General features: G+C 31.8%; 20 protein-coding genes and 1 tRNA gene. 12 read left to right on the plus strand and 9 right to left on the minus strand.

Annotated elements, in window-relative coordinates; translation table 11 throughout:
* Positions 1 to 196 precede the first annotated feature (196 nt).
* Both RMN92_RS02185 and folB read right to left on the minus strand, forming a co-directional pair.
* Positions 197 to 267 (minus strand) — tRNA-Cys (locus tag RMN92_RS02185).
* Between the two features lie 105 nt (positions 268 to 372).
* Complete coding sequence (gene folB, locus RMN92_RS02190; protein ID WP_309607825.1) at positions 373 to 732, minus strand: dihydroneopterin aldolase; 360 nt, start codon at positions 730 to 732, stop codon at positions 373 to 375.
* A 138-nt stretch (positions 733 to 870) separates the two neighbouring features.
* On the opposite strand from folB, the gene RMN92_RS02195 reads away from it, so the two are divergent.
* Positions 871 to 3,009, plus strand: coding sequence for a glutamine--tRNA ligase/YqeY domain fusion protein (locus tag RMN92_RS02195; protein WP_309607826.1), 2,139 nt, complete (start codon positions 871 to 873; stop codon positions 3,007 to 3,009).
* A 331-nt stretch (positions 3,010 to 3,340) separates the two neighbouring features.
* Positions 3,341 to 4,363 carry a hypothetical protein gene (locus RMN92_RS02200; RefSeq protein WP_309607827.1) on the plus strand — a complete coding sequence of 341 codons (1,023 nt, stop codon included), beginning with the start codon at positions 3,341 to 3,343 and terminating at the stop codon, positions 4,361 to 4,363.
* Between the two features lie 48 nt (positions 4,364 to 4,411).
* Here RMN92_RS02200 and RMN92_RS02205 read toward each other — a convergent pair whose 3' ends face one another.
* Positions 4,412 to 5,401, minus strand: a complete 990-nt coding sequence (locus tag RMN92_RS02205) for an SPFH domain-containing protein (protein WP_309607828.1) — start codon at positions 5,399 to 5,401, stop codon at positions 4,412 to 4,414.
* 70 nt (positions 5,402 to 5,471) lie between these two features.
* Here RMN92_RS02205 and RMN92_RS02210 point away from each other — a divergent pair, with 70 nt between their 5' ends.
* Positions 5,472 to 6,119, plus strand: a complete 648-nt coding sequence (locus RMN92_RS02210; protein WP_309607829.1) for an outer membrane beta-barrel protein — start codon at positions 5,472 to 5,474, stop codon at positions 6,117 to 6,119.
* 52 nt (positions 6,120 to 6,171) lie between these two features.
* Here RMN92_RS02210 and gltX read toward each other — a convergent pair whose 3' ends face one another.
* Together gltX and RMN92_RS02220 are read right to left on the minus strand one after the other, a co-directional pair.
* Positions 6,172 to 7,677 (minus strand): glutamate--tRNA ligase, encoded by a 1,506-nt coding sequence (gene gltX, locus RMN92_RS02215; RefSeq protein WP_309607830.1) that lies wholly within the window; start codon positions 7,675 to 7,677, stop codon positions 6,172 to 6,174.
* Positions 7,678 to 7,913: 236 nt separating this feature from the next.
* A complete protein-coding gene (locus RMN92_RS02220) occupies positions 7,914 to 8,945 on the minus strand; it encodes an alkane 1-monooxygenase (RefSeq protein WP_309607831.1) in 1,032 nt (343 codons plus the stop codon).
* Positions 8,946 to 9,043: 98 nt separating this feature from the next.
* Here RMN92_RS02220 and RMN92_RS02225 point away from each other — a divergent pair, with 98 nt between their 5' ends.
* The 6 genes from RMN92_RS02225 (at position 9,044) to RMN92_RS02250 (ending at position 19,423) form a co-directional block, all read left to right on the plus strand.
* Positions 9,044 to 12,457 (plus strand): hypothetical protein, encoded by a 3,414-nt coding sequence (locus RMN92_RS02225; protein WP_309607832.1) that lies wholly within the window; start codon positions 9,044 to 9,046, stop codon positions 12,455 to 12,457.
* Positions 12,450 to 12,872: an rRNA maturation RNase YbeY gene (ybeY, locus tag RMN92_RS02230; RefSeq protein ID WP_309607833.1), complete on the plus strand. Its 423-nt coding sequence runs from the start codon at positions 12,450 to 12,452 to the stop codon at positions 12,870 to 12,872. The genes RMN92_RS02225 and ybeY overlap by 8 nt, the downstream gene beginning before the upstream one ends.
* Positions 12,873 to 13,084: 212 nt before the next feature.
* A complete protein-coding gene (gene mnmG / locus RMN92_RS02235; protein WP_309607834.1) occupies positions 13,085 to 14,956 on the plus strand; it encodes a tRNA uridine-5-carboxymethylaminomethyl(34) synthesis enzyme MnmG in 1,872 nt (623 codons plus the stop codon).
* 140 nt (positions 14,957 to 15,096) lie between these two features.
* A complete protein-coding gene (locus tag RMN92_RS02240; RefSeq protein ID WP_309607835.1) occupies positions 15,097 to 15,945 on the plus strand; it encodes a class I SAM-dependent methyltransferase in 849 nt (282 codons plus the stop codon).
* A gap of 326 nt (positions 15,946 to 16,271) precedes the next feature.
* Positions 16,272 to 16,844, plus strand: a complete 573-nt coding sequence (locus tag RMN92_RS02245; RefSeq protein WP_309607836.1) for an OmpH family outer membrane protein — start codon at positions 16,272 to 16,274, stop codon at positions 16,842 to 16,844.
* Between the two features lie 305 nt (positions 16,845 to 17,149).
* Positions 17,150 to 19,423 carry a helix-turn-helix domain-containing protein gene (locus RMN92_RS02250; protein ID WP_309607837.1) on the plus strand — a complete coding sequence of 758 codons (2,274 nt, stop codon included), beginning with the start codon at positions 17,150 to 17,152 and terminating at the stop codon, positions 19,421 to 19,423.
* Between the two features lie 2 nt (positions 19,424 to 19,425).
* On the opposite strand, the gene RMN92_RS02255 is transcribed toward RMN92_RS02250, so the two are convergent.
* The 4 genes from RMN92_RS02255 to RMN92_RS02270 form a co-directional block, all read right to left on the minus strand.
* The gene (locus tag RMN92_RS02255) at positions 19,426 to 20,037 is read right to left on the minus strand and encodes a cupin domain-containing protein (protein ID WP_309607838.1); all 612 of its coding nucleotides are present in this window, start codon (positions 20,035 to 20,037) and stop codon (positions 19,426 to 19,428) included.
* Positions 20,037 to 20,594, minus strand: a complete 558-nt coding sequence (locus RMN92_RS02260; protein WP_309607839.1) for a sigma-70 family RNA polymerase sigma factor — start codon at positions 20,592 to 20,594, stop codon at positions 20,037 to 20,039. The genes RMN92_RS02255 and RMN92_RS02260 overlap by 1 nt, the downstream gene beginning before the upstream one ends.
* 61 nt (positions 20,595 to 20,655) lie before the next feature.
* Positions 20,656 to 21,039: a DoxX family protein gene (locus RMN92_RS02265; protein ID WP_309607840.1), complete on the minus strand. Its 384-nt coding sequence runs from the start codon at positions 21,037 to 21,039 to the stop codon at positions 20,656 to 20,658.
* 182 nt (positions 21,040 to 21,221) lie between these two features.
* Positions 21,222 to 22,367: a DNA polymerase III subunit delta' gene (locus RMN92_RS02270; protein WP_309607841.1), complete on the minus strand. Its 1,146-nt coding sequence runs from the start codon at positions 22,365 to 22,367 to the stop codon at positions 21,222 to 21,224.
* 435 nt (positions 22,368 to 22,802) lie between these two features.
* Here RMN92_RS02270 and RMN92_RS02275 point away from each other — a divergent pair, with 435 nt between their 5' ends.
* From RMN92_RS02275 to RMN92_RS02285, 3 genes are all read left to right on the plus strand, one after another.
* Complete coding sequence (locus RMN92_RS02275) at positions 22,803 to 23,240, plus strand: hypothetical protein (protein ID WP_309607842.1); 438 nt, start codon at positions 22,803 to 22,805, stop codon at positions 23,238 to 23,240.
* Positions 23,241 to 23,287: 47 nt separating this feature from the next.
* Complete coding sequence (locus tag RMN92_RS02280; protein WP_309607843.1) at positions 23,288 to 24,574, plus strand: hypothetical protein; 1,287 nt, start codon at positions 23,288 to 23,290, stop codon at positions 24,572 to 24,574.
* 118 nt (positions 24,575 to 24,692) lie between these two features.
* On the plus strand, positions 24,693 to 26,192 hold the full coding sequence (locus RMN92_RS02285; protein ID WP_309607844.1) for a gliding motility-associated C-terminal domain-containing protein: 1,500 nt from the start codon (positions 24,693 to 24,695) through the stop codon (positions 26,190 to 26,192).

Raw genomic sequence — 26,192 nt, forward strand, 5'->3', positions numbered from 1 at the left:
TCTGTATCTATTTATTCTGCCTCTTACCGTCTTGACCATTATCTTGATTTAATTATTTCTAAAAATTTAAAACAAAAAAAGAGACACATTTCTGTATCTCTTCTTGAGGCATCGTCCGGACTCGAACATTATCTTTAATTAATTTTTTCTAAAAATTTAAAACAAAAAAAGAGACACATTTCTGTATCTCTTCTTGAGGCATCGTCCGGATTCGAACCGGAGTAGGAGCTTTTGCAGAGCCCAGCCTAGCCGCTCGGCCACGACGCCATTTATTTAGCGGATTGCAAATATAAGAAAAAAGTTATTAGTCAAAACACAAAACTCAAAAAGTTTTACTTTTCGTAATTCGTAATTAATAATTCGTAGATAACTCTAGTTTCTATATTCTTCCATTTCAATAGTAACAGCTTCAACATCACCACCAATAGGCGGATTTACTTTAGAAACCGCCACAATAATTCTGGAAACCGAAGCTATTTCCTTAAAAATTTTTGTAATAATTCTATGGGCAACGTGTTCTAATAACTGAGATCTAATGGCCATTTCTTCCACCACAATTTTGTTTAAAAGAACATAATCTACCGTATCCTTTAGATCATCTGTTTCAGAGGATTTTCTTAAGTCAGTTTTAATTTCAAGATTTACAATATAATCAGATCCAATTTTAGATTCCTCAACAAGACAGCCGTGATAAGAGAAAGTACGTATGTTTTTTAATTTTATAATTCCCATTTTGAGTTTATTTGTGGATTTGTTTGTTTGACAATATCATTTTAGTATTCAATTTAGTCAATCATTTATAAAATAACCAAATCAACGATTAACCAAATAGCCAACATTTATTTATCTTTGCTAAAATTAAACAAAATTATGTCAACCGAAGAGAAATCACTTCATTTCCTAGAACAAATTATAGAAGACAGTTTAGCAAGCGGTTTTCCTCAAGATAAATTACGTTTTCGTTTTCCGCCAGAACCAAATGGATATTTGCATATTGGCCATGCCAAATCTATTTGTCTAAATTTTGGATTGGGATTAAAGTACAATGCGCCAGTAAACTTGCGTTTTGACGATACAAATCCTGCCAAAGAAGAGCAAGAATATGTAGATGCAATTAAGGAAGATTTACTTTGGTTAGGGTTCAATTGGGCAGAAGAACGTTATGCATCGGACTATTTTCAACAATTGTACGATTGGGCAGTTGCGATGATTAAAAACGGAAAAGCTTATGTGGACAGTCAATCGTCTGAAGATATGGCAATTCAAAAAGGAACGCCAACACAACCAGGAGTTGATGGACCATTTAGAAACCGTTCGGTTGAAGAGAATTTACAACTTTTTGAAGCGATGAAAAACGGAGATTTTCCTGAAGGAAGTCACGTTTTAAGAGCTAAAATTGATATGACTTCTACCAATATGTTGATGCGTGATCCATTGATGTACAGGGTTTTGCATCGTCATCATCACAGAACTGGAAACGATTGGAAAATTTATCCCATGTATGATTATGCGCACGGTGAAAGTGATTATATCGAACAAATTTCACATTCCATTTGTACTTTAGAATTTGTAATGCACCGTGAATTGTACAATTGGTTTTTAGATCAAATTTATTCTGAACTTGTTTCAGAATCTAATGAACTTGTTTCAGGTTCTAATGATAAAAAAGTGCGTCCAAATCAATACGAATTTGCACGTTTCAATTTGAATTACACCGTAATGAGCAAACGAAAACTGTTGCAATTGGTTGAAGAAAAACTAGTTAATGGTTGGGATGATCCAAGAATGCCTACAATTTCCGGTTTACGTCGTCGTGGTTATACCTCTAAATCTATTAGAAATTTTTGTGAAACTATTGGAGTTGCGAAACGTGAAAATATAATTGATGTCTCGCTTTTGGAGTTTTGTTTGCGTGAAGATTTAAACAAATCTGCACCAAGAGTTATGGCAGTTTTAGATCCTGTAAAGTTGGTAATTATCAATTATCCAGAAGGAAAAGAAGAATGGTTGGATGCCGAAAATAATCAGGAAGATGAAAGCGCTGGATTTAGAAAAGTTCCTTTTTCAAGAGAATTATATATTGAAAGAGAAGACTTTCTTGAGGTTGCACCAGCTAAATTTTTTAGATTGAGTATTGGAAACGAAGTACGTCTTAAAAACGGATATATCATTAAAGGTGAAAGTGTTACTAAAGATTCAAACGGAACTATTACCGAAATTCAAGTAACGTATGATGAAGATTCACGTTCTGGAAGTGGAAGTGAAGCAAGTCAAAGAAAAGTTGCTGGAACATTGCATTGGGTTTCTATTTCGCATGCTATTGAAGCCGAAGTTCGTTTGTATGATAGATTGTTTATAGATGAAGCGCCAGATTCTCACAAAGAGAAAAATTTCTTAGATTTTATGAATAAATCATCATTAGAAATTGTAAAAGGATTTGTAGAACCAAGTCTTGCCGATGTAAAACCGAATGATAAATTTCAGTTTCAACGATTGGGTTATTTTAATGTTGATAAAGATTCAACGGCTACAAAATTAGTTTTTAACAAAACTGTTGGACTAAAAGATGCATGGGAAGAAAAAGGTAAAAAAGAAGAAAATTTATTGATGAATACCTTAAAGGAAATCAATAAATATGTAAAAGAAAAAGACGAAAATGCAGCCGAAATAATCTTAAATCCAATTATTGAAAACATAAAAAGTATTGATAATTATAGTTTGATAATCAATACAATTCTAAAAAATATCAAGAACGACAATAATGCATTATTGTTTGCCAATTTAGTTTTGAAATATTCAGATAAAGTATCTGCAAAAGATATCGAAATTGAACAATTAACAAAGTTATATTCAATGTCATTAAAAAGTCAATTGTTTTCTGCTCGAATTGCATCAATTGAAAACTTAAAAAATGATTCTGAGAACTTTTCTAATTTTCAAACACAATTATCAGAATTGAAAAATTCAGAGAAAAATGAAAAGGTTTTGGGATTATTGAAAACGATTTAGTTTTAAACTATAGAATTTACAAATGAAAAACTCAATTAATAGTGGGTTTTTCTTATTATTATCAAAATCTATTGTTATTTATTTTCTATAGAAATTTCTAATTATAATTGGCTTTTATAATCAGCTTTTAAGCGATTTTAAATTGCTTTTGTTGTCATTTTACGTTGAAAGAATAAACGTTTGGTAAAGCTTTTTATTTGATGTATTTATTAAAAATCACTCAAGTTTTAGACAATTTGTTTACTGTTTACAGTTTATAGTAAACAGTAAACTATAATGTATTATATTTGTTTACTATTTACAGTTTACAGTAAACTATAAACAATAAATTATGAGTTTTAAAAATAAATTACAATCTTTTTTTGAAGAAAAAAAAGAATTGAGTGTAAATGAAATTACAACTGAATTCAATATCTCTAAACAATACGTTCATAGAGTTTTAAATCAATTAGTAGAAAATAACAAAATAGAAAGAATTGGTCTTCCTCCAAAAACGATTTATAAACTAGTTTCGCGAATAGGAAATAATCATAATGAATCTATAGAATTATCTACTAAAGCAAACATATCCTTTTCAGCAACAATTATAAAATCTGATAAGTTAACTTTTTTAGAGTCTAATTTTCTTTTAATTACTGAACTTGGAGAAATGTTAACAGGAATTAAAGCTTTCGATAATTGGTGTCAAAAACGAAAACTACCGTTAGAAAAAACTATTGACGAGTTTATTTTAACCAAAGATAAATACAATCAATACATTGATAAAAATGGATTAATTTCTGGTTTAGATAAACTAAAAAGCACCAAAGGTTATGATAAAATCTTTATGGACGAACTGCTTTACCTAGATTTTTACGCCATTGAACGATTTGGAAAAACAAGATTAGGAACGATTCTTCATTATGCAAAACAAGGTCAGAATAAAATGTTAATGACCATTTTGATAAATGAAATCAAAGAGAAAATAAATATCATACTTTCAGTTTATAAAATTGATGCTATTGCTTATGTTCCACCAACTATAAAACGTGAAACACAGTTGATGAAAGTTTTGGCAAACGGATTAAAAATTAATTTGCCAAGTATTGAAATTCAAAAAATTGGAGGAATTATTCCTGTGCCACAGAAATCTTTAAATAAAATAGAAGAACGAATTAACAACGCCGAAAACACATTTGTTGTAAAAGGAAATGTTTCTTACAATACTATTTTATTAATTGATGATGCAGTTGGTTCTGGATCGACTTTAAACCAAATAGCAGGAAAAATTAAAAACAAACAATTGGCTAAAAATGTAATTGGTCTTGCAATTGTGGGAAGTTATAAAGGATTTGATGTAATTACAGATGTATAAAAAAGAGCTCATTTTTCAATGAACTCTTTTTAGGAAAATTTACAAAAACTATTGTTTTATTTCATTAGCTTCCGATGTGTCAGACGGATTATAATCTGTAGAAGTATGATTTTTAGATTTTACTCTCGGCGTTTGTTTTTTCATTTGTTCTCCAATTATATTGGTAGCTGCAAAACTTGTCACCATTGTGTTTAGCATATCGCTTGCCGCTTGTGGAGAATTGGGTAATAAAATTAAGTTTGAATTGGTATCGGCTCCAATAGCTTGTAAAGTATCATAATGTTGAGTGATTACAATAAGCGCAGATGCTTCTTGAGAATTAATTCCAACTTCATTCAAAACCGCTACACTTTCTACCAATCCACGAGCAATTTCACGACGTTGATCTGCAATACCTTGACCTTGCAATTTTTTACTTTCGGCTTCAGCTTTGGCCTTAGCAACGATTCTAATACGTTGTGCTTCAGATTCAAACATGGCTGCAGTTTTTTCTCTTTCTGCAGCATTGATACGGTTCATAGCGTTTTTAACCTGAATATCTGGATCAATATCTGTTACCAAAGTATTTATGATATCATAACCATAAGTGGTCATAGCTTCATTTAACTCACGTTTTACCGCAATAGCAACATCATCTTTTCTAAGAAAAACATCATCCAAAATCAACTTTGGTACTTCGGCTCGAACCACATCAAATACATAAGCGGTAATTTGATCGTGAGGATATTCTAACTTATAAAATGCTTCGTATACATGTTCTGTAATCACTTTAAACTGAACAGAAACTTTCATTTTGACAAAAACATTGTCTTTGGTTTGTGTTTCGATAATGACATCCAATTGTTGAATTTTCAAATTCACACGACCCGCAATTTTGTCTATAACAGGCAATTTGAACTGCAAACCCGACTGTCTTATGCCATTAAATTTTCCAAAACGTTCAATAACCACAGCGGTTTGTTGTTTTACAGTAAAAAATGAAGACATAAAAATAAAAAAGATTATACCTATAAAGGCATACAAAAAGAAGTTTTCCATATTTTTTTAATTTTGTTTATACTAGTTGTACGTAAAAGTATTAAGTTTGTTACAATAAAAAATTGATATTATGAAAACATATTTATTTATTATAATTGGTTTATTTTCGGCAACGCTTTCTGCCCAACGAAACAGAGATTCGAATCGTATTGGAATTTCATTTGGATTGAATCAATTTAATTTGAATACAAGTAATTTTGATGCAAAATCTGAAATTGGTTTTCAAGGCGGACTATCTGTTCGAGGAAATTTTTATAATGATTTTGATATGGTATTTGGAATGCAATTTTCTGAATTTAAATTTTCTACAGATACTAAAGAGCTACTTACTTCAAAAGTTCAAACAGTAGAATATAAACTGCAAGGTGTTCAGATTGTTCTATTGCCAAGTTATAAAATTGTAGAAAATCATTTGAGTGTTGAAGCGGGACCAGTTTTTCAACTGAATGATAAATTTAAATTTAATAACAATTATGAAGACAATAGACTTGTGAGCAATCCATCATTGACCGCCAAAGATATTGTTGAAGTTTCTAAATTCAATTTTAACTTTGCAGTAGGTTTAACAGCCGGTGTGAGACATTTTCGATTGCATTTGGAGCATCAATTTGGTATCAATAATATGTTGAGCAAATTGAATGATCAAGATATTATCAATAAGCCAAATTTTAAAGGAAATGCTGGAATAAGCTCTGTGAGTTTGATTCTTTATTTATAGTTTAAAATAGAATTTTTAATAAATAAGCCTCCAAATTTTGGAGGCTTTATTTTTATAGTGTTGCTATCGCTTTCTCAATTCGCTTAATACTTTCTTCTTTTCCAATCATCTCCACAATATCAAATAAATGTGGTCCTTTAAGCGCGCCAACTAAACTTAATCGAAACGGCTGCATCACTTTCCCCATTCCAATTTCATTTTCTGTCATCCAGTTTTTGACGATAGTTTCTATATTTAATGATGTAAAATCTTCAATTAAATTTAAAACGACGATCAATTGTTTCATTAATTCTAATGTGTCTTCTTTCCAATTTTTTACTGCTTTTTCATCGTAAGATTTTGGAGTTTCAAAGAAATAATCAGACAAATCCCAAAATTCTGAAACAAAATTGGCTCGTTCTTTTATAAGCGAAACTATTTTCACAAGTTTATCCTTCTCTACAGATAGATTCTTCTTTAAAAGAATTGTAATGAAGTTATTTGCCAAACTTTCATTAGATTGCTTTTGCAAATACTGATGATTAAACCATTTGTTTTTCTCAGGATCAAACTTCGCTCCTGCTTTGTTAACTCTTTTTAAATCGAATTTTTCTACCAATTCCTCTAATGAAAATATTTCTTGCTCCGTTCCGTCATTCCAACCTAGCATAGCCAAGAAATTAATTACAGCTTCTGGGAAAAATCCAAGTTCTTTGTAACCCAATTGTGTTCCTTCGTTTGTAGTCCATTCCAATGGAAATACTGGAAAACCTAATTTTTCGCCATCACGTTTGGATAATTTTCCATTTCCAACGGGTTTTAATATCAATGGCAAATGTGCAAACTCAGGTGCTTCCCAACCAAAAGATCGATACAATAAAACATGCAATGGCATCGATGGCAACCATTCTTCACCACGAATCACATGCGATGTTTCCATTAAATGATCATCGACAATATTCGCCAAATGATAGGTTGGCATACCATCACTTTTAAACAAAACTTTATCGTCTAGAAGACTGGTTTCAAATTTTATATCGCCACGAATAATGTCTTGTAAGTGTAAAGTTTCACCAACAGGTGTTTTAAAACGAATAACAAAATCTTCGCCAGAAGCTATTCTTTTTTGAGTTTCTTCTGCAGAAATGGTTATAGAATTGTCTAACCTTTCGCGTACAGTATGATTGTAAATAAATGTATTTCCAGCTGCTTCGGTTGTTTTTCTTAAGTTGTCTAGACTTTCTGCAGTATCAAATGCATAATAGGCATTTCCCGAAGCAATTAATTTATCAGCATATTGCTTGTACAAATACTTTCTTTCGCTTTGACGGTAAGGACCAAATTTTTCATTTTTTCCGACGGTTTCATCTGGAGAAATGCCCAACCATTCCAGCGAATCTAAAATATATTTTTCTGCTCCCGCAACAAATCGGTTTTGATCTGTATCTTCTACTCTCAAATAGAAAATCCCATTATGCTTCTTAGCAAATAAATAATTAAATAATGCAGTACGAACACCACCTATATGTAAAGCTCCAGTTGGACTTGGTGCAAAACGCACACGAACTTGTTTAGACATTTTATTGAATTTTGTTGCAAAGATAAATTTTTAACCACAAAGTTCACAAAGAAGGCACAAAGTTCTCTATAATTTTGAACTTTGTGCCTTACTTTTTTATTGTCTTTTTGTGAATTACTTTGTGTAATATAGGTTTAGATAATCTTGGATTAACAGTAAAATTTACAAGCATAAAGTTCCTTATAATTTTTGATTTTTCTTAGTGAACTTCGTGAATTACTTTGCGCTCTTTGTGTTTAAGACTTCATATCAACCGGCACTCTTTTATTCATTACAGCAAACCAAAGTGGCGGAATAAAAGACATGACCATACTCGTTGGATATCCAAAAGGCATTTGTGGCGAAACATCATGATATTCCAAAATTTGATATTCTTTTTGTGATTTGTAATGATGATCGCTGTGCCGAGTTAATTCATATAACACAATCCGACCCAATACATGATTCGAATTCCACGAATGTTTTTCGGAAACACGTTCGAATCTTCCAGAAGGCAGAATGTTTCTTTTTAATCCATAATGTTCAATATAATTGACGGTTTCAAGAACTAAAAACCCTATAATTCCTGCAAATAAAGCAACAATAGTTCCATTTATTGCAAAAAAAGTATAAATTAAAATCATATAAGTTATTTGAATGATGGTGAACCAAAACATATCACTTTTAAAAGCATAAAACGGGCGTTTTTCCATTTCATTCAATCTATTTTGTATTTTCCAAGCTTCTTTGTATGTTCCCGAAACCGTTTGCCACCAAAAAGCATATAATGTTTGATTGTATTTTGCAGTTGAAGGATCGTTTGGCGTAGAAACGTGCAAATGATGTCCATGATTGTGTTCTATAAAAAAATGAGTATAATGACTTGGAATCAATAGTATCTTCCCAAGAATTTTTTCGAACATTGTTTTGCGGTGTCCCAATTCGTGTGCAACATTAATTCCATTGGCACCCAAAATAACGCCTAAACTAAATATAATTCCAGCTATTTCAGTATAACTCAAATTGTTATTGGTAACTATGTATAATGAATAAAGCAAAGATCCATAAACAATAGGAACATTTAAATACAATAAAAAATCGAAAAACTTATTTTTGAGTCTGTTTTCTATTTCTTCCTTAGAATAATTATTCGTATTTACTGGCATCAATGTTTCTGCAATGGGAATCATTACAAAAGCGTAAATCATGGCTGACCAAACCCAAAAACCCTGATAATGAATGCCTAACATTCCAATTATCGGAACCGAATATGCCCATAAATATTTCATAGTTTTATATTTTTACATAAAATTACAAAACTTTTTTTAATGTTTTGATATTCAACAAAAATTGTAACTTTATAGGTTATAAATTAAATAGATTTATTTTGGATTCTAAAGCAGTCATTTTTTCAAAATTAGAACAGTTTATCAAGAAATATTACACAAACGAATTGCTTCGTGGAACTATTTTCTTTGTAGGGTTGGGATTGATATATCTTTTCGCAACCAGTTTTATAGAATATTTTCTTTGGTTGAAACCAATGGGAAGAACGTTTCTTTTTGTGTTATTCATTATGGTTCAATTATTTCTATTGGCAAGATTTATAGTTTTTCCTACAATTAAACTTTTTAAACTTCAAAAAGGAATTGATTATAATGAAGCATCGAAAATTATAGGAAATCATTTTTCAGAAGTGAGTGATAAGTTGACTAATTTTCTGCAACTTTCAAATGATAATAGCAAATCTGAATTGTTATTGGCATCGATAAATCAAAAAGCGAATTCGTTGCAACCCATTCCTTTTACCAATGCAATTGATTTTAGTAAAAATAAAAAGTTTTTGCCAATAGCATTAATTCCGATGTTGTTTTTCCTATTTCTTATGCTTTCTGGTCAACAAAAATATTTAACCGAAAGTATGAATCGTGTTGTTAATTATAAACAACAATTCCTTCCTCCTGCTCCTTTTGCTTTTGTAATTTCAAATAAAATTTTGCAAACAGAACAGAACAAAGATTTTGTTTTGAAAGTAAAAACTATTGGAAATGTATTTCCAGAAAAGGCAATGATTTTTATAGAAGATGAAAGTTATTTTATGGAAAGCAACAAAGCGGGCGAATTTCAGTTTGTATTATCAAAACCAGTGCAAGATATAAACTTTCACATTCAAGCAAACAACGTTTCCTCGAAAGATTACACTTTAAATGTAATTACCGTTCCAGCGATTGCCAATTTTGAAATGCAATTGAGTTTTCCAAATTATCTCAATAAGAAATCTGAAACCATTAAAGGTACTGGAAATGCAATTGTGCCCGAAGGAACACAAGTTACTTGGAAAATTAATACTTTGGCCACACAAGATGTTAATTTAATTGAAAACAATAAATTGTTTTCTTTTGCAAAATATGGTGGCGTTTTTAGTTTATCAAAAAGCATTTTTCAAAACAGTAATTATGAAATTTTGACTTCTAATAATGAAATTAAGAATTATGAAAAATTAAATTATGCGATTAATGTGGTTAAAGACCAATTTCCAACGATTAAAGTTGGTATGGCTGCGGATAGTTTAAAAGGTTCAAAAGAGTATGTTTTGGGACAAATATCTGATGATTATGGTTTGTCAAAACTGAATGTTGTTTATTTCCCAAAAGACAATCCACAAGCAATTAAAAAAGGTATTATCGGTGTCAAAAAAGACATTTATGACCAGTTTGTATTTTCTTTTCCAAGCACTTTACCTATTGTGGATGGTGTTGCTTACGAATATTACTTTGAAATTTTTGATAACGATGCTATTCATCATTATAAAAGTACAAAATCTTCCGAATTTTCTTATCGTGAATCTACATTAGAGGAGAAAGAAAATGAAAATCTAAAACAGCAAAATGACAATATCAACAGCCTTGAAAAATCATTGAATGCACAAGAAAAGCAAATGTCTGAATTGGACAAGTTGCAAAAAAACAACAAAGAAAAGAAAGATCTTGATTATAAAGATCAACAAAAAATAAATGATTTCTTGAAACGTCAAAAAAACCAAGATGAATTAATGAAAGATTTTTCTGAAAAGATAAAGGAAAATCTAGAAAAATTTAAATCACAACAAAAAGATCCAGAAAAGGAATTATTGAAAGAGCGTTTGGAAAAATCTGAAAAAGATTTGGAAAAAAACCAAAAACTTTTGGAAGAACTAAACGAACTCAATAAGAAATTGGAAAATGAAGAGCTGTTCGACAAGATTGAAAAATTTCAACAAAAAAGCAAGAATCAAAAAAAGACATTAGAACAATTGGTCGAATTAACCAAGCGTTATTATGTTGAAAAGAAAGCCGAAGAATTGGCAGAACAGCTTGAAAAGTTAGCTGATAAGCAAGAAGAACTTTCAGATTCAAAAGATAAAAATACAGAAGAAAAACAAAACGATATAAACAAAGAATTTGACAAACTTCAGAAAGAACTTGAAGAATTACAAAAAGAAAACAACGAGCTCAAAAAACCATTAGACATTCCTTCTGATAAAGAAAAAGAAAAAAGCATTAAGGAAGACATGAAAAAGGCTTCTGATGAATTGCAAAAAAATCAAAAAGAAAAAGCATCACCAAAGCAAAAAAGCGCTGCTAAGAAAATGAAACAAATGTCAGAATCCATGCAATCTGAAATGGATGGTGGCGAAAAAGAACAACTTGAAGAAGATGTTGAAATGATGCGTCAAATATTAGACAATTTACTGGCTTTTTCTTTTTCTCAAGAAAATTTAATTAAGAATTTCAAATCGTTAAACAACAATGCATCGCCATCATTCTCTAAGTATTTAAAAACACAACAAGATTTAAAACAACAATTCAAACATGTCGACGATAGTTTGTTTTCCATGTCTCTTCGTAATCCAAAAATCAGCGAGAAAATAACAGAAGAAATAGGCAAAGTGTATTATAATATTGATAAAAGTATCGACATGTTTGCAGAAAACAACATTTCTCGCGGCGCTTCTTCTCAACAATTTTCACTAACAAGTGCCAACAATTTAGCCAATTTTTTAAGTGATATTTTAAATAGCATGCAAATGTCATTGTCTAGCATGGGTTCTGGAAAACCAAAACCTGGCAAAGGTCAAGGTGAAGGAATGCAACTTCCTGACATTATTAAAAAACAACAAGGTTTGGGTGACAAGATGAAAGACGGCCAAAAGAAAGGCACTAAACCTGGCGACAAGCCAGGCGATAAACCGTGTGAAAAACCAGGCGAAGGCAAAGAAGGAAAATCTGGTAAAGATGGTAAAACAGGTAAAGATGGCAAGTCAGGGAAAGATGGCAAGACTGGAAAAGACGGAAAATCTGGACAAGGAAATGAAGGCGATGGCAATGGCGAAAATGGTCAGGATGGTGAAGGAGATGCCAAAGTAGTTTTAGATATTTTGAAAGAACAGCGCCAACTTCGAGATGCGTTACAAAAGGAATTGGAAAAAAATGGATTAGGAGGTGCTGGACAAAATGCTTTGGAACAAATGAAGCAAATAGAAAAGCAATTAATAAACAAAGGTTTTTCTAACGATGCTATTCAGAAAGCTTTGAATTTGAAGTATGAATTACTCAAATTGGAAAAGGCAATTCAGGAGCAAAATCAAGACACTAAACGTCAATCCAATACCAATAAAAAAGATTTTAACAGCACCGCCAATCCGTTACCGCTTAAGCTACAAGAATATTTAAATAGTATTGAAATTTTAAACAGACAAACACTACCTTTGCGCTCGAATTTTAACCGTAAGGTTCAAGAATATTTTAAAGAAAATGATTAGTTTCAATTACGAATTGGATTTTGAAATACAAAATGAAGAACAATATTCCAGTTGGATTTCAAATGTTATAATATCTGAAGATAAATTAGAAGGCGAGATAAACTATATTTTTTGCAAAGATGATTATCTCTTGGATTTGAATCAAAAACACTTGAATCACGATACCTTAACTGATATTATAAGTTTCGATTATTCACTCGGTAATGAAATTCACGGCGATATTTATATTTCTATAGAAAGAGTTCGTGAAAACGCAGAGGATTTCAAAGTTTCTTTCGAAGAAGAATTAAGTCGGGTTATGATTCACGGCATTCTCCACTACTGCGGATTCAAAGATAAAACAGAATCTGATGAACAATTGATGAGAACAAAAGAAGAGGAAAAAATGAAAATGTTTCACATGAAACATATTTAATTACTAATTACGAATTATGTTCCACGTGAAACAAATATTATTTTGCAATTAATTTTTTTCATATAAAACAATATTTTGTAAAGTTTTGAATCGTAATTCATAATTTTTAATTCGTAATTCATTTAAAAGTTCCACGTGGAACAAAGCATGATTTGAATTACAATAGCGATCAAAATTCGTAATTTGTAATCTGTAATTCATAATTAAAAAATATGTTTTTAGAAGAATATGATGTTATAGTTGTTGGTGCAGGTCACGCAGGTTGCGAGGCTGCTGCGGCATCTGCAAATTTGGGTTGCTCTACCCTATTGGTTACAATGAGTTTGCAAAACATTGCACAAATGTCTTGCAATCCGGCAATGGGCGGAATTGCTAAAGGTCAAATAGTTCGTGAAATTGATGCGCTTGGAGGTTATTCAGGAATTATTTCAGATAAAACGGCTATTCAATTCAAGATGCTTAATAAGTCGAAAGGGCCAGCTATGTGGTCACCAAGGGTTCAAAGCGATAGAATGCGTTTTTCAGAAGAGTGGCGTTTGATGTTGGAAGAAACAAAAAATCTGGATTTTTATCAAGAAATGGTCTCGGGAATGGTTATCGAAAACAACAAGGTTTTGGGTATTAAAACGTCTTTGGGATTGACTATTCGAGCCAAATCTGTTGTGTTAACAAACGGAACTTTCCTCAACGGATTAATACATATTGGCGACAAACAATTTGGTGGTGGCAGAGCTGGCGAAAGTGCAGCCTACGGAATTACAGAAGATTTAATAAAAGTGGGCTTTGAATCAGGAAGAATGAAAACTGGAACGCCACCTCGAGTAGATGGTCGTTCTTTGGATTATTCTAAAATGAACATAGAATCTGGTGATGCTCATCCTGATAAATTTTCATATTCTGATGTTACCAAACCACTATCTCATCAAAGAGATTGTCATATGACCTATACTTCTCCTTTGGTGCACGATTTGTTGCGTGAAGGTTTCGACCGTTCGCCCATGTTCAATGGAAGAATAAAAAGTCTTGGACCAAGATATTGCCCGTCTATTGAAGATAAAATTAATCGCTTTGCTGATAAAGACCGACATCAATTATTTATAGAGCCTGAAGGTTGGAAAACTTGTGAGGTTTATGTAAATGGGTTTTCTACTTCGCTTCCTGAAGATATTCAATTCAAAGCATTACGTTCTGTTGTAGGTTTTGAAAAAGTAAAATTCTTTCGTGCAGGTTATGCTATAGAATATGATTACTTCCCTCCTACGCAACTCAAACATACTTTGGAAACAAAATTGGTCGATGGATTGTATTTCGCTGGACAAATAAATGGGACAACGGGTTACGAAGAAGCAGCTTCTCAAGGATTGATGGCGGGAATCAATGCAGCACTAAAAGTTCAGGAAAAAGAACCTATGATTCTAAAACGCGATGAAGCTTACATTGGTGTTTTGATAGATGATTTAATTACCAAAGGAACCGAAGAACCTTACAGAATGTTTACTTCTCGTGCAGAATTTAGAACTTTATTACGTCAAGACAATGCAGATTTTAGATTGACGCCAATGTCGAATAAAATTGGTTTGGCATCTGAAGCTCGTTTGAAACGAATGGAACACAAGCTAAATGAATCTGAAAAAATGGTCGCGTTTTTTAAAGAAACTAGCATTACTCCTGCCGAAGCCAATCCAGTTTTAATTTCCAAAGAAACAGCAGAAGTCAATCAAACAGACAAGATTTTTAAAATATTATCTCGTCCTCAAATAGATTTAAATGATGTTTTAAAATTTGAAAATGTATCAACATACGTCTCACAAAACAATTTGGATCAAGAAATTTTAGAACAAGCCGAAATACAAGTCAAGTATTCTGGGTATATAGATAAGGAAAGAGCCAATGCGGAAAAACTAACTAGATTGGAAGATGTGAAAATTCCACTTGATTTCGATTTCCATCAAATCAAATCTATGTCTATAGAAGCCAAACAAAAGCTTTCTAAAATTAGACCAATTACCATTTCTCAAGCTTCTAGAATTTCAGGTGTTTCACCAAGTGACATTTCGGTGTTGTTGGTTTTTATGGGAAGGTAAATTAATTACGAATTACGAATTTCAAATTACGATAAATGCTCGTAATTTGAAATTCGTAATTCGTAATTAAAATTGTTCCACGTGAAACTTAATGTAAAATTTTATAAATCTTAAGTCAAAAATCAAAAATCATAAATCAAATGGATTTTTCAACTAAACCAGTTTACATCAAAGTAAAAGATTATTCAATATCAAAAGAAAATTTTGAATTGTTGATGGATGATGAGTTTCAATTATTAAAAACCTATCCGCAACCTTCATTGGATATTCTTCCAAAATATTATGAAAGCGAAGATTATATTTCTCACACTGATAGTAAACGATCAATGTTTGAAAAAATATACCAAATTATAAAATCCTATTCTTTAAATAAAAAAGTAAGTTTAATCAATTCTTATCATTCTCAAAAAGGAAGTCTACTAGATATTGGATCTGGAACTGGAGATTTTTTAGCCACAGCCAAAAATTCAGGTTGGAAAATTACTGGAATAGAACCCAATGAAAAAGCAAAAAATATTGCTATTTCAAAAGGTGTAACTTTTGCCGATAGTTTAGAAAAAATTAAGAATAGCTCATTCGATGTCATTACCATGTGGCACGTTTTGGAACATGTTCCTAATCTAAAAGAACAAATTTCAGAATTAAAACGATTACTCAAACCAAATGGTACTATTATAATTGCTGTTCCAAACTTCAAATCCTACGATGCAAAATATTATAAAGAATTTTGGGCCGCCTATGATGTTCCACGACATTTATGGCATTTCTCAAAAATTGCCATCGAAAAATTATTTGCCAAACAAGATTTAAAACTCATTAAAACACTTCCTATGATTTTTGATAGTTTTTATGTTTCACTTTTATCCGAAAAATATAAAAATGGCAAAATGAATTTTTTCAAAGCTTTTTACATCGGATTAAAGTCAAATATGGTTGGAAAGCGAACATTTGAATATTCCTCCCACATTTACGTGATAAAAAACCACTAAAAATCATTTTAAAGCGATTTAAACAAAGGTTACACAACAAAACATACAAATACTTCCCAAAAAAGTGATTTTGGCTTAAAGCGAAGCTAAAAAAGCAAGTTTTAATAGCAAAAAACAATAATTGTTTAAAAAACAATAATATTTAGTTATAATCATTAAAAGATTAAAAGATTGAAGAATTGAAAAGATTAAAAATTTAAAATCGAAAATTCAAAATATCGAAATATCGAATTACCGACTCCTTAAAAAAAATCTAACCATCTAACATTTCAAATAATCTAAAATTTATTACATTTACCAAAATTTAAAAATCAACAAATTTAAAAATGAAAAAAATCGTATTATTAGCAACAATTGCACTAACCATAATTTCTTGTAACGAAACACCAAAAACAAAAGATTTTAAAACTGCCTATGTTGATACCGGAAAAATGATGGAACAATATACAGAGGCAAAACAATTGGACGAAAAATACAAAACCAAAGGCGAAGTGATGGGGCGTGAACTTGAAGTAGCCACCAAAAACCTAAAAGCCGAAATGAATAGTTTTCAACAAAATGCTGTGGCAAAAGGTCAGGCTTGGGCACAACAAAAAGGAGCCGAATTGCAACAAAGAGAACAACAATTACAATATGCACAGCAAGGAATGTTGCAACAATTGCAACAAGAAAGCGGCAAAGAAATGGACACTTTGGTAAAATCTGTGAAAAAATTAATCAAAGATTATGGCAAAGAAAAAGGCTACGATTATATTTACGGAACTGGCGATGCGGCCACTGTTTTATACGCAAAAGACACTTATGATATCACAAATGATGTCGTAAAAATGATAAACGATAAATTTGCTGCAAATCCAAAAACTGATAAAAAAGAAGAAAAAGCAGCAGAGAAAAAATAATCTCTTTCAAATAATATCAAAAACCTTCAACTTTAATGAGTTGGAGGTTTTTTTTGAAGCCAATCCAGCTTTCCGCTTCAAGCTCTTGTTCGGAAATAGTTTTTTCTAAGCCAAAAAAGGAGCTTCCTTTGGTCGCTCTTTTTCAGCAAGAAAAAATCTATTTCCGAAACTCGAGGCTTTTCGCTATAATCTGGGCTAAAAGTAGTTTTAACCAATAATTTTATGTAGTAAAACCAAATCTGTGAAAATTTGTTAAATCGGTGTTTGATTTTTCAATATTTTTGCCAAATAAATAAAAGCCAAAAATGGAAAATATATCTGCCGAAGCCAATTACACACTACAATTCATCAACCAAACCCAGCGAAACATATTCCTAACCGGAAAAGCAGGAACAGGAAAAACCACACTTTTAAGGGAAATTATTCAAACCACACATAAAAATTGTGTAGTGGTTGCTCCTACTGGAATTGCAGCTTTAAATGCTGGCGGCGTGACCATTCACTCTATGTTTCAGTTGCCATTTGGCGGATTTATTCCAGACAATACGATACCACAATTCTCGGAATATATCAAATTCGAATCGAAAGCAACATTGAATCGCAACTTTAGAATGAGCGGACTCAAAAAATCCGTAATCAAAAATATGGAATTGCTCATCATCGATGAAGTAAGTATGCTTCGTTCCGATTTGCTCGATGGAATCGATTTTATGCTTCAATCCATTCGAAAGAAAAAAACTCCTTTTGGTGGCGTTCAAGTACTTTTTATTGGCGATTTGTTGCAATTGCCGCCTGTTATTAAAGACGAAGAATGGAAAACACTACGCAATTATTACAAAGGAAAATTCTTTTTTCATTCGCATGTGGTGCAACAAAATCCACCTTTGTATATAGAATTATCCAAGATTTTTCGTCAAACTGACGAAGTTTTTATTGCCATTTTGAACAATCTACGAAACAACCGAATTTCGCCAGAAGACATTCAGAATTTGAACCAATATGTCAAACCAAATTTTGACCTCAAAGCCAACAAAGGCTACATCACACTTACAACCCACAACGCTAAAGCCGATGGAATGAACGCCAAAGCTTTAGAAGAACTGGAAGGAAAACAACACCAATACAAGCCTGAAATTACTGGGGATTTTCCAGATAAAATTTATCCAATAGACGAGCATTTGCAACTCAAAATTGGCGCACAAGTGATGTTTGTAAAAAACGATTTATCGCTTGAAAAACGTTATTTTAATGGAAAAATGGGTGTTATCAAATCATTGTCAGAAGCGGAGATTTTAGTCCATTTCCCTGAAGAAAACACCACTATTGAAGTCGAAAAATACGAATGGCAAAACATTCGATATTCGGTAAACAGCGATACCAAAGAAATTGAAGAAGAAACTTTAGGAACTTTTGTCCACTACCCTATCAAACTGGCTTGGGCGATAACCGTTCATAAAAGCCAAGGTTTGACGTTTGATAAAGCAACACTCGATGTGTCGCAAGTTTTTCAACCAGGACAAGCCTATGTTGCATTATCAAGATTGCGGAGTTTAGATGGTTTGGTATTGCTTTCGCCATTGCAAATGAACGGTATTTCAAACGATATTGACGTAATGGATTATGCAGAAAACAAAGCATCGGAAGAAAATTTAGCAAAATCGTTGCAACAAGAAACAAAAAAATTCTTGCATAATTATTTAAAATCTACTTTCGATTGGCATGATTTATCGCAAGAATGGCGCAATCATCAATACAGTTACAATGAAAAAGGAGAAAGTTCAGAAAAATCGAAACATTTTATTTGGGCAAAAACCCAAACCGATATTGTTGCAGATATTCAGGAACCTGCCAGAAAATTTTTGAATCAACTAGACAAACTTTTTAATACAGAACCTTTTAATATTCAATTTATTAAAGAACGAGTAGATGCTGCTTTTGGGTATTTTTTCAATCAAATGGATAAAATAGTTTATGACATTTTATGGAAAATAGAAGAAGTAAAACGCCTTAAAAAAGCAAAAATGTTGTTTGAAGATTTATCAGTTTTGGAAGAATTGCAAATCAAAGCCGTTTTACGATTGATGAAATCGAAATTATTGGTAAAAACAATAGCTTCAGGCGATGTAATTTCTAAAGAAAATCTGACTTCGCAAGAAATTAAAACCTACAAAGTCAATAAAGTAGATAGCATTCATGAAGAATTTAAACGATTAAATATTTCCCTTATCGACGATGATCTTGATGTGGAACGATACAGTAAGAAAAAAGGCGAACCCAAAGAAGCTAAAAAATCGACTGTTCAGGAAACTTATGAATTGTGGCAGCAAAAGAACACCATTAAAGAAATTGCAGCCATCAGAAAACTCACCCCACAAACCATTGGTGGACACTTGGCAAAGCTCATAGAATCTGGAACAGTTGCTATTACCGATGTTTTGCCAGAAGACAAAATTGCGGCTTTAGCGGAAGCTTTTTTTGGTTACAAAGAAGAAACTTTAAATCCGTTGAAAGAAAAATATGGAGACGAGTTCACTTGGGATGAATTAAAAATGTACAAGTCGAGTTTGAATATGGTTTAATGTTATGCCGCAACTCTTTGCAATATAATTTTACAAGGAAAATTTGATGTTACTTCAACACTATGACCTATAAACAAAGGAATTGATAAATAACTTCCTGGAACCAAAGGGTGTATTTCTTCGCCAATGGTAATATTGCAAGTGCCTTCCACAATGAGAAAATGCTCATATTCTTTATCATGAATTTCAATTGGCGCGCCATTTTTGAGCCAAATAATCATTGTAGTTACTTCTGGACTGGCACTTATAATTTTGGCATCAATTTCATCATCTTCATTATGGATATTAAGTTCTGGTTTGTCCAACCAAAATTTAAAATCTTCAATTTTAGAAGACTTAGTTAATGTGGGAGCTATTAGAAATTCTTCTCCACTTTTTAAACGTTCAGTATAGTTTATAGTAGCCATAATCATGGGCTTTACCGAAGGATCTATTTCTGGAGCCAGGGCAGTTGAATAAGTTTGAAGTGCGTTTATTATAGCATCTATCTCATTTTTAATTCTGATATTAGTTTCTGATAAAATTTTGATTTCCAACGACTCTTCATCGGTAGTTGCACCCATTACATAGAGTTCTAAAATCCCAGAATTTATATAATTTTCTATTTTATCCATTATGTTTGTTTTGAGGAAATTATATTTTTTTCCTTTAATTCAGCTCTTAATACTAAAAGTGCTTTTCGAATTCTTGTTTTCACGGTTCCAATTGGAATATTGAGTTCTTTGCTTATTTCCTCTTGAGTATAACCTTTGTAATAAGCCAATTCAATCAAAATTAAATGTTCTGCTTTTAATTTTTCAACTACTTTTTTCAGACCAATGGTGTCAATCGAATCATCTGCGATAGTTAGATTATTTAATGTATATACGTTAATATCTGTATTTTGGATTTTATTTTTGTTGTATTTAGATCTTTGGTAATCAATAGCCATATTTCTTGCTATATTGAGCATCCAAGTATACAGCCTTCCTTTTGAAGCATCATAACTATCAAAATTATCCCAAATTTTTAAGAATGTTTTTTGCAGAATATCTTCAGATTCTTCTTGTTCTTGAACAATAGAAAATATAACGCCAAACAAGGCTTTAGAATAATTGTCGTACAAATAGGCAAAAGCTTTTTGGTCTTTGTTTTTGATTAAAATAACTAAATCATCATTATTATATTGCATTTTTTGTTTAAAATTTGGATGTTTTTAATGTTGTTTTATTATTTTACAATTATTTAAAAATCTAACTCAACCAATAAACACCCATTAAGGCAGGAATTAAATAAATAACTATTGTTCTGGCACCGTCATAATCTTTGGCAATACGTTGTCCAAAAAGCAACATTAATAAAGTTATACAAGACAAACAAGCACCATATTTTCCAAAAGCAGTGCCGCCACTTATAGATATTTCAATAATACCCACAACACACAAAATACCTGTTACAATTTCAAGGAACAAAATTATTTTAAGTGATATGGAGACTTTATTGGCAAATAGGGTTCCAGAAAAATGTTCTGTCAACCAAGATAAATTACCTTTAAAATCGGTGAATTTATCATAACCAGACTGTAAAAAGGTGATGGCAAGAAATAATAAGACAAAAAGTGAGGCAAGGTTTTCCATATTTTTAGAGGTATTTATAATTCATTTTTATTTTTTTAACCACATAGGCAACTCATTGTTAATTAAATTTTTGGGTTGCAATTATTTTTACGGCTAATTCTTAACATCTGTCACACTGAGCTTGTCGAAGTGTTTTTGCGGTCTTCGACAAGCTCAGACTGACATTTTGGTTCAAATTGACTTTATTTTTTATGAATTAACCTAGTCAATTTTATAGACAAATCGGTCAAAACTATTTTGGCATTTCCATTGCGTTCTATATGATAAATAGCATCCGAAAGTTCTTTAAATATATCATTTATATTGTTTCCATTGACAAAAGGCGCAAATTTTTCAAAATTAAAACCAGCATCGGCAGCTTCAAAGTAAACCAATTTTTGCGTTTCATAATTAAATAGCAATGCTTGCCGAAATGTTTCGACACAAAAATGCAAAAATTTCTTTTGTGTTTCACGTCCTAAACTGGCTATTTGGTCGCTCCATAAAATTAGATCCTGAATTGCGGAAGCATTGCCTTTTGCCCTAAAAGCAGCACGAACCCAAGTAATAAACCAGGCTTCAAAAGGCAAATCATCGTTTTTATTTTTGCACAATTGCAAGGCTTTATTGTAGTTTCCTTGCGCTGAGTGTGCTATTTTTTGCGCTTTAATAGGTTCAATATTTTCATTGGCGATTAAAGCTTCTTGAATATCAATTTCAGACAATACCGAAAAATGCAATACTTGACAGCGAGAACGTATGGTTTGGATAATATCTTCTTCGTTTTCGGTAATTAAAATAAAAACGGTTTTATCTGTGGGTTCTTCGAGCAATTTTAGCAATTTGTTGGAAGCCGCCATATTCATTTTGTCGGCCATCCAAACAATCATAATTTTATAGCCACCTTCATACGCTTTTAGCGAAAGCGATTTTAAAACCTCTTGTGCATCATCGACCCTTATTTCTCCTTGTTTGTTTTTTACATCCAGAAATTCGTACCAATCAAATAAACTTCCGTAGGGTTTTTGTTTTAAAAAATTTCTCCAATCTGGCAAAAAATCAATGCTTTTGGGTTTGGTTTTTACACCTTCTGTGGTTACAGTTGGATATACAAAATGCAAATCCGGATGCGATAGTGTGTTGAATTTTAAATGACAAGCTTGATTTAAATCAGCATTTCCCCCAAGTATACCACACAATATTTCCTGCGCATAGGCAATCGCCATAGGCAAAACACCACAACCTTCTGCACCTACAAAAAGTTGCGCATGTGGTATTCGTTTTGCGTTAACGCTTTGATACAAATATTCTTTTAATTGGGAGTGACCTATAATATCTTTAAACAACATGCAACAAATATAGAAGAATACCGTTGTATTAACAAAATAAAACCAATTGTTAATAAAATAAAACTAGAATTGTTATTTTTACGTAAATTAGGAATATCAAAATAGCGTTCTGATTTTTTTTGTAACAAAAGTGGGCTCAAAATTAGGAACTTATAAAAAAATATCGCTACATTTGTGTCCGATTAAAGACAAAAAAAAGCGTTTAAACGCATCTTTTTACTTTATTTTTGTAGTTTTAAAGTTTTTTGGCACGCTTTTGGTATGTGTATAAAAAAATATAAATGCATTTGTATTTTTTATTACAGCTTTTAATTAAGTAATGCAAGTTTTTTAAAAATATTTATAAAAAAGTTATTAAAAACTTGTTATTCCAATTTAAAGGTATATTTTTGAACCATTAGAACTTTTTAATTAAAATTTTAAATTATTATTATTATGAAGAAAATTATTTTTTTAAGCTTATTCTTTTTTATCGCCATAGGTACTGCAAATGCACAACCTAAAAAGCCAAAAAGTATTATCAGCACTGGTGCTGCCATGAAAAAATTTCATGAAAAAAACGAATTGGATGTGATGAAAAAAGGCGAATTACTAGAACTGTATGTAGAACGTATCAAGGTTTTGATAAACACACTTCCGTATATTGCATTGACTACCAAAGCAGGAGTTACTATGGACGATGTAGGTGTGCCAAACACACCAGACAACCTAAAAGCATTGGATGTTCAAGCACAAAACACAAAAACGTTTCTTGAATCTACTGTTGCATTTCAAAAAACGATGATGCCTTATTCAGACAAAGGAAACATTATTGCTTCTATATTGTATTACGAAGAAATGTTGAAAGCTTTGCAACAATTAGAACAACAATAAGGTACTGAATAGCTAAAAATTAAAAAATATCATTAAAACACAATTCTATGAAAAACTTTACTCAATTTAAATGGTTTGTCCTTTTTGTAGTTTTTTCAGCCAATGCACAACAAGAAAAAGGAATCTTTGGTTCTAATAATTGGTTGAATAATTGGACAGAATTTAAGCCTTCAAAGGCAGAATACAATGAAACCACACAGATTCTGTATGGCAAAATTGATAAAAACACCACTTTATACAAAAAAGATGCTTATTTGCTTCAAGGTCCTGTATATGTCGTGAACAATGCGGTACTTACTATTGAAGCAGGTACTGTAATTCGAGGAGATTTTGACACCAATGGTACTTTGGTAATAACCAAGGGATCAAAAATTATGGCAGAAGGAAAAGAAACCGACCCTATAGTTTTTACATCAAACAAAGCGTCTAGAAAAGCAGGAGACTGGGGCGGAATAGTTATTTTGGGCGATGCACCAATCAATAAATTTGGTGGCAACTCTACCGTAAATTTCGACTTGGATCCTACTCAAACCATATACGGTGGCAGCAATGCACAAAGTGATTCTGGCATATTAAGATTTGTTCGTATTGAGTTTGCAGGAAAAAAAGTTAAAGGATACAAAGATTTTAACGCATTATCTATTGCTGGTGTAGGAAGCAAAACCGTTATCGATAACGTAATGTGTAGTTTTTCTGCCAAAGATGCCTTCGAAATTTTGGGTGGGAATACCATCATGAATAAAATGGTTTCTTTGAGAGCCAATGGTAGCGATTTCAAGTTCACGCAAGGTGCACAGTCAAAATTGGATAATTCAATTGCAATAAGACATTCTTATTTTTCTACCTCTTCTAGATCTAGATGTATAGAAGTGGCATCTTACGAGAAAAAAGAAGAAGCAGATTTTTCTAAGGCTTTGACCAGTGTAGTGGCTACCAATGTTACAATGATTAATACCAGTGAACAGTTAAGTGCAGACTTAGCCAGCGGATTGGTAAAAGAAGCAGTGTTTGTAAACATAAACGCCTCATTGGCCATAAAGAAATCAGTGATTTCAGGATTCAATCCAGCCATAATTTTGGATGATGAGATATCATTGGACGAAAAAAGCTTTAAAATGTTGAAGTTCGAAGAGATTTTCTTCAATAATTGCAAAGGCAATATATTCGTTGAAAATTCCACCAACAATGAAGATTTGGAAGATTACTACGGTAATCTAGCATTTTTCAATGTGCATGAGAACCAACAAAACGACAATATGTTTATAGATATTTATAATAAATCAAATAACCCTGATTTTAGAATCAAATTGGGCCATATTACGGCATCAAAATAAAATAGCGCACCAAATTCACTCCATTAGAGCCCAAAACTTTAATGGTTTTTTTGGCTAAAACTTTAATAAGTTAATCAAACGTTAATAATTTTTCACTAATCCAATACCTACTTAGATTATGAAACATAAAATTACTATTGCTTTATTCAAAATTTTGTTTGGTTTTTTTGTTTTTATTTTGCCTTACAATAGTTTGTTAGGACAAACAATTGCTGTTTTAAGTATAAACAATGCTGGAAAAGTTTGTGCCTCAAATGGAAGTAATCACAACGTTGTTTTTGATGTTGAACCTCTAGCTTCTTCTTTTCCAGCAGGGACAACATTTTCAGCAGAACTTTCTAGTGATAATTTCACAAATTTTGTCGTGACATCTTTTCAAGCAATAAACCCTCCGACAGGTAATAGAAAAACATTAACTTTTCAAGTTCCAAATACTCTTGTTGGTTCAGAAAATTATAAAATTAGAATAAAGGCAATAGATCCAAGCGGCACAATTATTTATACTTCACCACAAAGTGGCTTTAATTTTCCAGCGTATTATAAATCTTTTATTTCAAATTTCAATATTAATGGCGGAAATCCTAATGCCAATATTTGTAGTGGTGGTAATATTACATTAGCAGTTGACTCCTCCACTCCAACAACACCATCACCATTATTACTAGGTTTAAATTACATATGGGAGTTTAATACAACATCAGACCCTAATACCTATAGCGTAATTCCCAATGCAACACAATCAACAATTACTGTTAATTCCGTAGGATTTTATAAAGCAAAAATTGATTATGGCAGTTGTACAGACGGTTCTCAATTTAATACATCAAATGTAGTACAAGTAACTCAAACAGGAGGCAATAATCCAGTTACAATTACTTCAACCACGCTCAATCCAGTTTGTTCAGGTAGTGGTACAGTTTTAAGTGTTCCTGCTGGTTCGTCTTATAAATGGTTTAAGGATAATGTAGAAATTGTAACTGTTCCACCAGCAACAACCAATTCTTATAATGCAACACAATCTGGTGTTTATTTTGTAAAGGTTAGTTGTGGTGGCTCAACCATTGAAAGTGATAGATACACAGTAATTATTAAATCTATTGATGCTAAAATTAATAGGTTTGTAGCACCACAAGTAAACTTTGTGTTATTGGGAGAATCACTAGTTGTGACTGCAAGTTCGACAGCTACAACGCCAACTTATGAATGGTTTTTTGAAGGTAATTCCGTTTTAGGACAAACCAGTAATATATTTACCGCAACTCTCCCTGGCAACTACTCAGTAAAAGTAAGTGAAGCCGCACCCGGTTGTTTGTCTATTGAAGAAATAAAATTTATTCTTAAAAATGGTGTTCCTCCAGTTAACATTCCCAATGTAATCAGTCCAAATAACGATGGTATAAATGATACTTGGATAATTCCTCAAAAATATTTAAGCGGTTCCAAAACAGAAATTCAAATTTTAACTGCTCAAGGCAAAGTCGAATTGACCACCACAGATTATAAAAACGATTGGCCAAGTAGTAGTGTCGATTTTAAAAATACAAATCCAATTTATTATTACATTATTACCACAGCGAACCAAGAAACAAAAATGGGCTCAATAACAGTTATCAAATAG

The sequence above is a fragment of the Flavobacterium sp. genome (genome assembly GCF_031363805.1).
Classification (GTDB): Bacteria; Bacteroidota; Bacteroidia; order Flavobacteriales; family Flavobacteriaceae; genus Flavobacterium.

Coding starts and splice junctions, on each gene's coding strand:
- gltX (WP_309607830.1), bottom strand. CDS start 7,677: ATGTCTAAACAAGTTCGTGTGCGTTTTGCACCAAGTCCAACTGGAGCT.
- RMN92_RS02220 (WP_309607831.1), bottom strand. CDS start 8,945: ATGAAATATTTATGGGCATATTCGGTTCCGATAATTGGAATGTTAGGC.
- RMN92_RS02240 (WP_309607835.1), top strand. CDS start 15,097: ATGGATTTTTCAACTAAACCAGTTTACATCAAAGTAAAAGATTATTCA.
- RMN92_RS02265 (WP_309607840.1), bottom strand. CDS start 21,039: ATGGAAAACCTTGCCTCACTTTTTGTCTTATTATTTCTTGCCATCACC.
- RMN92_RS02210 (WP_309607829.1), top strand. CDS start 5,472: ATGAAAACATATTTATTTATTATAATTGGTTTATTTTCGGCAACGCTT.
- RMN92_RS02245 (WP_309607836.1), top strand. CDS start 16,272: ATGAAAAAAATCGTATTATTAGCAACAATTGCACTAACCATAATTTCT.
- RMN92_RS02200 (WP_309607827.1), top strand. CDS start 3,341: ATGAGTTTTAAAAATAAATTACAATCTTTTTTTGAAGAAAAAAAAGAA.
- RMN92_RS02280 (WP_309607843.1), top strand. CDS start 23,288: ATGAAAAACTTTACTCAATTTAAATGGTTTGTCCTTTTTGTAGTTTTT.
- RMN92_RS02260 (WP_309607839.1), bottom strand. CDS start 20,594: ATGCAATATAATAATGATGATTTAGTTATTTTAATCAAAAACAAAGAC.
- folB (WP_309607825.1), bottom strand. CDS start 732: ATGGGAATTATAAAATTAAAAAACATACGTACTTTCTCTTATCACGGC.
- mnmG (WP_309607834.1), top strand. CDS start 13,085: ATGTTTTTAGAAGAATATGATGTTATAGTTGTTGGTGCAGGTCACGCA.
- ybeY (WP_309607833.1), top strand. CDS start 12,450: ATGATTAGTTTCAATTACGAATTGGATTTTGAAATACAAAATGAAGAA.
- RMN92_RS02250 (WP_309607837.1), top strand. CDS start 17,150: ATGGAAAATATATCTGCCGAAGCCAATTACACACTACAATTCATCAAC.
- RMN92_RS02195 (WP_309607826.1), top strand. CDS start 871: ATGTCAACCGAAGAGAAATCACTTCATTTCCTAGAACAAATTATAGAA.
- RMN92_RS02270 (WP_309607841.1), bottom strand. CDS start 22,367: ATGTTGTTTAAAGATATTATAGGTCACTCCCAATTAAAAGAATATTTG.
- RMN92_RS02275 (WP_309607842.1), top strand. CDS start 22,803: ATGAAGAAAATTATTTTTTTAAGCTTATTCTTTTTTATCGCCATAGGT.
- RMN92_RS02255 (WP_309607838.1), bottom strand. CDS start 20,037: ATGGATAAAATAGAAAATTATATAAATTCTGGGATTTTAGAACTCTAT.
- RMN92_RS02205 (WP_309607828.1), bottom strand. CDS start 5,401: ATGGAAAACTTCTTTTTGTATGCCTTTATAGGTATAATCTTTTTTATT.
- RMN92_RS02285 (WP_309607844.1), top strand. CDS start 24,693: ATGAAACATAAAATTACTATTGCTTTATTCAAAATTTTGTTTGGTTTT.